This is a genomic window from Dactylosporangium sucinum, from assembly GCF_014647515.1.
Classification (GTDB): domain Bacteria; phylum Actinomycetota; class Actinomycetes; order Mycobacteriales; family Micromonosporaceae; genus Dactylosporangium; species Dactylosporangium sucinum.
This window is the reverse complement of sequence record NZ_BMPI01000135.1, coordinates 1833-10913: the sequence shown is the minus strand read 5'-3', so window position 1 is coordinate 10913 and position 9081 is coordinate 1833. Positions and strand designations below refer to the sequence as shown.

General features: G+C 71.7%; 11 protein-coding genes and 1 pseudogene. 8 read left to right on the top strand and 4 right to left on the bottom strand.

Features of this window, described 5'->3' with window-relative positions:
- The 6 genes from IEZ31_RS54840 to IEZ31_RS54815 form a co-directional block, all read left to right on the top strand.
- Positions 1 to 242, top strand: a 242-nt coding sequence (locus IEZ31_RS54840) for a hypothetical protein (RefSeq protein WP_190258130.1), incomplete at its 5' end; no start/stop codon positions are given.
- Positions 243 to 1170: 928 nt separating this feature from the next.
- Complete coding sequence (locus IEZ31_RS54835) at positions 1171 to 1470, top strand: hypothetical protein (RefSeq protein ID WP_190258129.1); 300 nt, start codon at positions 1171 to 1173, stop codon at positions 1468 to 1470.
- Positions 1464 to 2444: an RNA polymerase sigma factor gene (locus IEZ31_RS54830; RefSeq protein ID WP_190258128.1), complete on the top strand. Its 981-nt coding sequence runs from the start codon at positions 1464 to 1466 to the stop codon at positions 2442 to 2444. The genes IEZ31_RS54835 and IEZ31_RS54830 overlap by 7 nt, the downstream gene beginning before the upstream one ends.
- Positions 2445 to 2640: 196 nt before the next feature.
- Positions 2641 to 2886, top strand: coding sequence for a hypothetical protein (locus IEZ31_RS54825; protein WP_190258127.1), 246 nt, complete (start codon positions 2641 to 2643; stop codon positions 2884 to 2886).
- A complete protein-coding gene (locus tag IEZ31_RS54820; protein WP_190258126.1) occupies positions 2883 to 3644 on the top strand; it encodes a recombinase family protein in 762 nt (253 codons plus the stop codon). The genes IEZ31_RS54825 and IEZ31_RS54820 overlap by 4 nt, the downstream gene beginning before the upstream one ends.
- Complete coding sequence (locus IEZ31_RS54815; RefSeq protein ID WP_190258125.1) at positions 3641 to 3919, top strand: hypothetical protein; 279 nt, start codon at positions 3641 to 3643, stop codon at positions 3917 to 3919. The genes IEZ31_RS54820 and IEZ31_RS54815 overlap by 4 nt, the downstream gene beginning before the upstream one ends.
- 153 nt (positions 3920 to 4072) lie before the next feature.
- On the opposite strand, the gene IEZ31_RS54810 is transcribed toward IEZ31_RS54815, so the two are convergent.
- From IEZ31_RS54810 to IEZ31_RS54795, 4 genes and pseudogenes are all read right to left on the bottom strand, one after another.
- Positions 4073 to 4441 carry a DNA-binding protein gene (locus tag IEZ31_RS54810; protein ID WP_190258124.1) on the bottom strand — a complete coding sequence of 123 codons (369 nt, stop codon included), beginning with the start codon at positions 4439 to 4441 and terminating at the stop codon, positions 4073 to 4075.
- A gap of 530 nt (positions 4442 to 4971) precedes the next feature.
- The gene (locus tag IEZ31_RS54805; RefSeq protein ID WP_190258123.1) at positions 4972 to 5556 is read right to left on the bottom strand and encodes a hypothetical protein; all 585 of its coding nucleotides are present in this window, start codon (positions 5554 to 5556) and stop codon (positions 4972 to 4974) included.
- A gap of 63 nt (positions 5557 to 5619) precedes the next feature.
- A pseudogene (locus tag IEZ31_RS54800) lies at positions 5620 to 6212 on the bottom strand (AAA family ATPase).
- Positions 6213 to 6312: 100 nt separating this feature from the next.
- Entirely contained in the window at positions 6313 to 6528 is a 216-nt protein-coding gene (locus IEZ31_RS54795; protein ID WP_190258121.1) for a hypothetical protein, read from the bottom strand.
- A 685-nt stretch (positions 6529 to 7213) separates the two neighbouring features.
- On the opposite strand from IEZ31_RS54795, the gene IEZ31_RS54790 reads away from it, so the two are divergent.
- Positions 7214 to 8749, top strand: coding sequence for a TnsB C-terminal domain-containing protein (locus IEZ31_RS54790; RefSeq protein WP_229837307.1), 1536 nt, complete (start codon positions 7214 to 7216; stop codon positions 8747 to 8749).
- Positions 8746 to 9081 (top strand): AAA family ATPase (locus IEZ31_RS57990; RefSeq protein WP_229837305.1); only part of this gene is annotated, 336 nt, incomplete at its 3' end. The genes IEZ31_RS54790 and IEZ31_RS57990, both read left to right, overlap by 4 nt.

The window sequence follows — 9081 nt, the reverse complement described above, 5'->3', positions numbered from 1 at the left end:
ACGACGCCTCACCCAGGCCGCCGCCCACCGCGGACGCCCACACCGACGGGCTGGCCGAGGACAAGGACCGCCGGTACTGTCGGGACCTCGTCCAGCGCCACCTTGCGGTCCGGGTCCGCCCGGCAGGGCCAGATGTCGGCGACGACCGGCTCACCGCACACGCCGACCTCACGTTCGGGCTGCGCCTGACCAACCGGCCCGCACCCCCGGAGCCTGGCCCGGGAAACTGGCCGGGGCCGTAGCCACGTGGACGAACGGCTGGCCGTCAAGAACCCGGAGCCGTCCCCGGCCACCACGGCGGCACGGGCCCGGCCCACTGCGGCGATGTTGCCTCGGTAGTCGGCAATGGCCTCCCGGTCCGTCGCCGACAGCGCGTACGGCTCCGGCCCGGTACGGCGCGGTGCTACTCGCGGGGCCGCATCGTCCAGCCAGCGCCACACGGTGCGCTCGCTGACGCCGTCGCCCTGCGCGGCCAGGCGCACATGCTCCGTGGTCAGCGAGCCAGTCACGCGCAGCGCCGCCAGCCGCGCCACTGTCGCAGCCCGCCGCTCCGCCTCGACCTGCGCCCGTACCAACTCGCGGCCTTCTCACCCCGGAGATCACGCTCGGGTGCGCATAGCACCAGGTCCGCGGGAAAGTGAGGGAAACGCAGCGACGACAGTTGCCATTTGGGTGCAAAAGACCGCTTTTTCCGCTTTTTCCCACGCCTTGGGTGACGTTCCACGCCACGATGTTGATGCGCGGGTCGTTTGACGCCCCGTAGAGGTGAGAGCTCCGGTTCTCGTTTTGAACGGTCCGCCGCCAGCGCGCGCCCTAGCCCGGATGCACTCGGCGGCGGACCACAAGATTCATATCGCGTGACGGCCCACAAGGGGAGAGGGCCGTCGTGGGGTGCTGCCCTAATTCGGGCGTTGGCGTTGCCAGCGTCCGCTTCATGCTGTCTACTGGCTCTAACTCACTGCTGCCGAGTGCATCCGGGCTAGGGCGCGCGAGGCCGGTGGGGGTGCCGTTCAAAACGAACGAACTGGACCAAGGAGTCCGAGCATGGAGTTCTCCATGCCCCGAGGGGCGTTACCTACGCCCTGCGGGGCTTTCCGTCTGCCTCCCGGGGCGTTGCCGTGTATTGATGACGGCCGACCGGCGTACCGGCGGATCCGGCCGATCGGGGTGGTGATCGTCATCGTCCTATACGGGGCGGTGCACTTCCCGGTCGAGCTGCCGGCGCCCTGGCACGCGCTGGTCGTGTCGGCGTTGCACACCGCGGTCACGATGCAGGCGATCGCTGAGGCTGGCGTCGCTGCGCGCCGGGTGGCGGCGATGGCGGCCCGTGCCGCTAGTGCGGTGCGCAGGGTGGTGACCACGGCGGCCCGCCGGGCCGGCCGCTGGATCGCCGACCACGTTTACATCAACTTCTTCGTCGGCAGCAGGAGCGCGGTCCGCCGCGCCCGGCTTGCCGCGGGGACGTGCTGACCCGCGAGGGTGGCGCGTATCTGACCGGTCAACTCCTCCGCGAGGAAGGGGTGGACGTGCCGGTCGGCGCGTCCACCCCCGATCGTGCGGCGTTCGAGGAGTTCTACCGCGGCCACGTTCGGCAGCTCTTCAGCTACCTGCTGTCTGTCGGTGCCGATAGCGCCGAGGCCGCCGACGTCGCGCAGGAGACCATGATCGACATCTACACGCGGTGGTACCAGATCGAGCACCCCGAGCGGTACATGTTCACCGTGGCCCGTCGGGCGTACTGGAAGTTGCGGGACCATGCACACCGCCAGACGCCCACGTCGGACATCGAGGCAGTGATCGACGCCGTGAACGGGGTCGAAGTTCCCTCGGCCGAGACCAGCGTGATGTCGCGGATGGTCGTGGCCGAGGCCATCGCGGCTCTGCCCGACCGGCAGCGAACCGTGCTGGCGATGTTGATCGACGGCGCGTCCACGGAGGAGATCGCGCGGCGCACCGGATCGACGCCGTCGTCGGTTGGATCGAGTCTGCATCTCGCCCGACGCCGGCTGCGGCATTGGCTCGAGCAGCGTGAGCAAACAGCGGACGCCCCGCGCATCCCGCGGCAGCGGACGGGTGAGCACGAGCAGCTGCCGGCGCGGGCGCTCTCGCGCATCCCGCGGCAGCGGACGGGCGAGGAATCGCCGCGGACCGACTGGAGGGCAGCGCAGGAGCAGCTCGCCGTGCAACTGCGACAGGTGCACCGCGAGGCGGGGAGCCCGTCCTTCCAGGAGCTGGCCAGTCGCGTGCCGGACGGCCCGTCGAAGTCGACCATGTTCCGCGTCGTCTCCGGACGACACGTGCCGAACTGGCCAACGGTGCGCAGCTTCCTGCTGGCCTGCAACGTCGAGGAGCACGAGATCGACACTCTGTGGCACCAGCGTTGGGTCGATCTGACGGCGCTCGCGGATGCCGCAAACCAGGCTGAGGATCAGTCCGCCGTCTAGACATAAGCTCCTTCCGACCGGATCGGATCTTGTCCGAAAATCGATCGATTCCCGGACAAGATCGAAAACAGGCTGTCCGGCCGGTCGGCGGCGCCCAAGAAACCCGTCCAGAAATTCGGCGTGTCCAACAACCCGCCACACCGTTTCTCGGGCACCCTGTGAGGCACACACCCGGCCCCGAGCCCCGGAGAGCATCGTGATCGAGTCGCTGACCGCCGAGACGGTGCTGCAGCTGATGGAGCTCGACGTCGCCGCCGACCCCGTCATCGCCCAGTCGCCGTCCCTCGGCGCGTGCGCCCTAGACGCGCGGGGAGCCGAGGCGGCCGGCATGCGGGTCATCGCCTCGCAGCTCGACGTGATCAGCCGGTGGGGCGACGGGCCCGTCACCGCGCAGTGGTGCGAGACCGTCGCGGCGGAACTGCGCCAGCGGCCCGCGGCGTGACCGCCCCGACGCCGCTCGACAAGCGCGACCTGCTCGCGCCGGCGCCGCTCGCCGGCGTGCTCGTCGGCTACGGCCGGGTCTCCACCCGCGAGCAGAACCTCGCCCGCCAGGAAGCCGCGCTCACCGCGGCCGGCTGCGCCCGCTGCTTCTTCGACAAAGCCTCCGGCAAGACCACCGACCGGCCCGAGCTCACCAAGGCGTTCGACTACCTCCGCCCGGGCGACGCACTCACCGTCGTCTCCCTCGACCGGCTCGGCCGCTCCCTGGAAGACCTCATCGCGATCGTCGGCCAGCTCAACCGCCAGAACGTGGGGTTCCTCTCCCTGCACGAGAAGCTCGACACCACCACCCCCGGCGGGATGTTCATCTTCCACGTCTTCGCCGCGCTCGCCGAGTTCATCCGCACGATCATCGTGGCCAACACCAACGAGGGCCTGGCCGCCGCCCGCGCCGCCGGGCAGCGCCTCGGCCGGCCACCGGCGATGACCCCGGAGAAGCTCGCCTACGCCCGGCAGCTGCTCGCCGAACCGGACCGCACGCTCAGCGCGATCGCCAAGCTCGTCGGCGTCTCCCGCAGCACCCTGTACAAGGCCCTCCCCGACCTGCTGCCGCCGCAGCTCGCGGAGCAGCGCGTCGCCACGCAGCTCGCCGCGCTCCCCGCCGACCACCGGGCACTGCCGACCGTCGCGCCGTACGACCAACTCCTCAGCAGGCGCACCGCCGCGGCGGAACCGAGCGCACCAGCCGGTCAGCGGTGAACGACCCGACACGGCTGGCCGAAAAGGCCGCAGCGGCCGTCGACCGGCTCGCCGCCTGCCTGGCCACCGACGTACAAATCGACCCGGGCCGGGTAATCCTGCCGCTGATCCAAACCGCCCATGGGCTGCACGACATCGCCGACGAGCTCAGCCGGGCGGCGATCTCCGTCGACGAAGCCGCCGCGGCCGCCGCCCGCGCCGCCGCGGAGAACTTCCTACACGCGGCCACCGAACTGGGCAACGCGATGCTCCGGCTGCCCGAGCAGTCCCGCTAAGCAGCCGGGCGCCCGGCCATCACGGCGACCCGCCACGCCGGCGCCCTTCCCAACTGGTCGCCGTCGGCCGGGCTCGTCACCGCACCGACGCCGCAGCGGCGGCCATGCTTCGCGCAACTGCTGCGCCTGTTCGGCCATTGAGGGAACCGCAGGTCAACCCCTCATGCGTGCGAGCACCCAGTCACCGGTGTTGAACCTGCGGCTGAAGGGATCAAAGCCAACCCACCTGCCCGTAAGCACTCCTCCGCCGTCCATCACCAGTTGGAGCGCACCGTGGAATCGTTCTCCTCGATACTCCCCGTTCGGGTCGGTGACCTCCGACCAAGTCCCGGTCACGATCCACCCGGCGACGTCGAGCGAGAGTTTGAGGGTTGAGGCGCAGCCTGGCCGGCTCCGGACCTCCAGGTGATCACCGTCCTGCGTGATGATCACCTCGTGGGTGCCGATGACGTCCTTCTCTTGGCTGGTTGAGAAGCCGTCGTATCGGCTGAACCAGGCGCCCGAGTAGTCGTATTCGCTCACGTAACGCTCCCCCCGGGGCGGGTACCCATTCAGGGCTGGATGGTCCTCGCTCCGATGCAGAGACTACTGATCCGCCCGACCGCATCCATGAACTGGCTCAGGACATCGGCGTCCCACGTCTCCGGGCGTGGCCGAACTGGACCGGCTGGTCCGAACGGGTTCATCGTCCCGAGGTCACTGACATCAACCTGTCGGCATCCGCTGACATCAACTTGTCGGTCAACACGTGCACCACATCCCGCTGCCGGCCCGGCCGCTGATCCGCGCCGCCCGGACCTTCCTGCTCGGGCGCAGCCCGGACCCGCGGCAGCGGGTATTCGCCGGGATTTCGCCGTTGCACGAGCGCATCGCCGCGGCCGCCGAGCGGTGCGGCGTTCCCCTGCCCGCGCACCCACCGGGCCTGGCATCGCCGGCCTGTCGCTGTACCGCCAGGCCGGCCAGCGCCTCGGGCAGCGCTGGTCACCCCGTGGCGGGTACGCCCCCACCGACGGGGTCCGGCTGCTGCGCGGCTGGCTCGAGCACCCCAACGGCTACGTGCAGGCGGCAGCCCGGGCCGAGCGCCACGTCGACGCGGTCCAGCTGCCCCGCCAGGCGAGCGCGCCGCCGTACCACCGCGATCTGGTCGAAGCCCACCTCGCCGTCGACGTCGGACCCGGCCAGCCGCGCACAGCGCTGCCACCAGCGCATTCGCGCGCTGCACCGCGGGCCTCCGCGGAGCACTTCGGAATGGACCTGAGCGCCCCAACCATTGAGCCCGGCCGCTGCCGACGATGACGCTCCGGTGAGCGCGGACGGTCGCTCGCCAGGAACGTCCAGGCACTCTCGCGGTCGTGGCCGCTGACCCGCCGGTTGGTCTCCAGCTTGCGCCGCGCGCGCACGACCCACAGCTCGTCGGGCTCGGCGGACTCCACCGAGGCCCGGGTGTGGGTGTCGGCCGTGAGCGCGGCCATCGACTCGGCGAGCCCGACGAGGCTGTCGCGCCAGCCGGCGGGCCGGTCGGTCAGGTCGCCGACGGCGTCGACGGCCTGGGTGCGGTCGGCCCAGACGCGCACCTTCTGCGCCCGGTCCAGCTCGTCCTGCAGCTCGGTGGCCCGGCGGCGGATCCGCTCGGCCACCGCCCACGGGTGGTCCGACAGGTACCACTCGTAGGCGTCGTCGCCGCGGAAGCCGTCGACCCGCTACGTCGACAGGTCCGGCACGTCGGTCTCCTCCGGTCCGCGGTGTTGGCATGGGTCGACTGGTGGAACTTCGGGCGGTGGAGCCTGTGGCCCCGGATGGACCTGCGTTCCCTTCGGCACCTTCACAGCAGCGCACCGTTCGGCCACCCGCCGGATCGCTGACTCGCCGACGAGCCGCCCGCCGGCCTGGCCGCGCTGCGCGTCCCGGGCGATGCACACCTCCAGCGGCACGTCACGGAAGTCCCACACGTGCAGGTCCGCGCCGGTGGCCACGGCGAGCTCCACCCAGGCGTCCATGGTGGACTGTGCCTGGCAGGTGTCGTCCACGACAACGTCGAGTCCAGCGTGCAGCCAGGCCGCCACCGCGGCGTGCTGTGCCAGGGTGACCATCTGCTCGACGTCGGCGGGGTTCGTGTCGCGTCGCCGCCATAGCCGATCGCCTGCCGCAGCCCGTCGCGTGACAGCCGTGCCCATCCGGCGGGCCGCCGGTCCGCCCACGTGGACTTACCACAGCCGGGCGGCCCGACCGTCACATGCAAGGCGGCCACTACGCTCCTCCAGTCAGCACAGAACTGCTCGACCACGACGTCCATGTCGGGGAAACTGCGGCCACAGGTGAGGCGCCTGCGAGTGCTCGGGGATAGACACCCGGTCCGGGCCCAGCTGCGGAGCCGGCGGCATCGCCGTCCCCGTTCAGCCGGAGCGGCGATCCGTTCTGAACCCCCGGCCGCGCCGTTTCACCGACTCGACATCCGCCCTGCGATAGACGTTCTCCCCACCCCGGCCCGGCGCCCGCGAGACCGCCTTCACCTGGGCGCGATCAAGCGCCCGACGCGCGCTTCTGGGATTGTCGATGTTGAGGATCGCCGCGGCCTCGGTCAACGTCACCGTCTCGTCGTCGATTGCCACGCGGCTCCATCTCTCGTCGTACGGTGCAAGCAAGGGCGTTGGCGCCAGCTGGAGTCTCGACAGTTCGGGGCTGCCGCTTCACTCTCTCGGCCCGGTCCAGCAGCCGCCAGGGCCCGACCCCGAACGGCTCGTCCTCGGATACCCCCGCCATGGGGATACCGCGCCATCGTCACCCGCCGCGGTGTCGAACCGCTGCCGTCCTCTTGCGGATGGTGTGCCACGCCCGTTGTTTCCGCGGTGGTCGTGGCCTGTCCCGCGCGTCGTTTCCCCGAGTGACGCTCTCCGGCCCCTTGATCACTGGTGGCTATCCACGCTGCCTTTTCCCGCAGTGGCACTCTCGGGCGGACTTTCACGGGGCCCGCTCCCGTATTGCCCTCCCAGTATGTCTCACCGTGAGACAAAGTGCAAGAGGTGGGGTCGTGTTCACGCTCGCCGGGGTCGGCCGGCGGAGGCCATCTGGCGTCAGCCGTGGCGAATCCGCTGACATCGAGATGACCGACGAGCGCTGACATTGTTGTGGCACATCGCAGTCAGCGGGCGCGCCAAGGGTTGTCAGCAGATGCGCCACGAGGTGTCAGCAGGACGGCTGGCCTCCCGTAGATTGAGCGCGCGCTGGTTGGGCGCGATCAGGGAGGAGCGGCCAGTGGCTGCTGCCGGCGCGCGGCGCGCGCTCCGGGACGTTGCGGTGCGCCGCCTGGCGGCGCTGGCCGCGGAGGGGCCGGTGTCGCGGGAGCAGGTCGCGCTGGTCGCGCAGGGCGCCCGGGTGTCCGACCGGACCGTGTGGCGCTGGCTGGCGCAGGTCGAGCAGAGCGCGTCGCCCGGCCGGGCGCAGTTCACGCTGGACGCGGCGATCCAGGAGCGGCTGGTGTTCTGGCGCGGCAACGTCACCGCCGTGCACCGCGAACTCGTCGACGCCGCGGCCGCGGGCGGACCGCCGGCGCCGAGCCTGCGCACGCTGCAGCGGGCGGTGCACGAGGCGCTGTCGCCAGGCGAGCAGGCCGGGCTGCGCCGGGGCGAGCGGGCCGCGCGTCTGCACGACGTCTTCCTGCGGCGGCCGGCGACGCACCGCAACGCGGCGTGGGAGGCCGACCACGTGGAGGCGTCGGTCGAGGTCGACGTCGAAGGCCGCCTGATCAAGCCGTGGGTGACCTGGTTCGTGGACTGCGCGACCAACGTGGTGCTCGGCCTGGCGGTGACGCCGTGCGCGCCGAGCCGGGAGAGCGTCCTGGCCGCGCTGCGCGCCGCGATCGCCGTCGACGAGCCCTACGGCCCCGCCGGCGGGCTCCCGACGCTGCTGCGCGTCGACCGGGGCAAGGACTTCCTGTCCACGACCGTCGCCGCGGCGTGCGCGGTGTTCGCGGTCCGCGTGGTCGACCTGCCCGGGTACACGCCGCACCTGAAGGGAACCGTCGAGACGCTCAACGCCGCAGTGAAGAGCATGTTCTTCGCCGGGCTGCCCCGCTACACCGCGGCGCCGCGGCTGGCCAACGGCCGCACCGCAGACCCGGACGCACCAGCGCTGCGCTTCGAGGTGTTCGTCGACGAGCTGCTCACCTGGGTCGGCTGGTGGAACACCCGCCACGAGATGGACGTGCTCGACGGGCGCACGCCGCTGCAGGCGTGGCTCGACGACCCGACCCCGATCACCACCGTCCCGGCCGAGGACCTGCGCCTGTTCACCCTCGAAGACGACGGCCGCGTCCGCACGATCACCGGCAAGGGCGTGCAGTGGCGCACCCGCTTCTACATCGGGGCGTGGATGAACGGCAGCGCCAACGCCGGCCGGCAGGTCCGGGTGCGGTGGATGCCACACCACGACCACGAGATCGAAGTCTTCGACGCCCGCACCGGCACGCACCTCGGCCGCGCCGTACTGGCCGACCAGGCCGGCCCGGAGCAGGTCCGCGCGGTGCAGCGGGCCCGGACCGCACGCCGGGACCGGCTGGCCCGCGAGCTCAAGGCGGTCGAGCAAACCCGTCGCCAGCGCTACGCCGCGGCGACCACGCCGGAGCCGGCCCAGCCGCTCGGCACGATGACCACGAGCGAGGCCTCCGCCGAACTCGCCGCCGCCGGCGACACCGCGCTGCGCGGGCAGGCCCGGCCTGGGCTGATCCCGCTCGGCCCGCCCGCCCCGGGCTGGGTGCTGCCCCGCCCGCTGCGCCCCCGAGCGACACCGGCCGCCGAGGACCAGGACGAGTCGGCCGGCGGGGGCGGCGCGTGACGGACTGGTTAGAGATCGACGAGCGCGACGACCACTACCTGGGCCTGGCCGGCGCGCACGTGGTGGCGACCGAGGCGCTGCTGCGGATGCGCGACAACCTCGCCGACGTCGTGGCGGAGCGGGCGATGATGTGCGTGCACGGCGACGCCGGGCTGGGCAAGACACTGTCGGTCAACGCATCGCTGCGCACCCTGGCCCCGGACGAGGTGTGCCGGGTGCAGTTCCGGGCGAGGCCGACGCCGCGCGATATCCGCCACGTGCTGTTCGACGCGCTTGGCTGCTCGGGCGCGCCGCCGGCCCGGCCGATCGAGTTCGACGCGCTGCTCAAGCAG